Annotated in this window: 1 pseudogene; it reads right to left on the reverse strand. The window is 39.7% G+C overall.

Going from position 1 to position 242, the window contains the following annotated elements:
- A pseudogene (locus ACVHXK_RS18990) lies at positions 1-242 on the reverse strand (2-succinyl-5-enolpyruvyl-6-hydroxy-3-cyclohexene-1-carboxylic-acid synthase); the annotation flags it as partial.

The following is a 242-nucleotide window of genomic DNA, read 5'->3' on the forward strand; positions in this document are numbered from 1 at the left end:
GAATTAATGCCATCAATACCATTGAGTCCACGATTGCCAAATAGCTGAACTTCTTGTTGAAAATGATTGCTGTAAGCTTCAATTTCACGAATTGGCAAAGAATTACTGATAAAAAGTTGGGCTTGAGCAGGCAAGACGGCACTGAGGGTTTGCGCAATTTGAGGTTCATTAAGAGTTGCTTGTGGTAAATTTATTTGTAAAATCTGGGCTATCTGGCAATCTAAGTGCTGCCATAGTTGCTG

It is taken from the genome of Clostridium sp. DL1XJH146, from assembly GCF_054819755.1.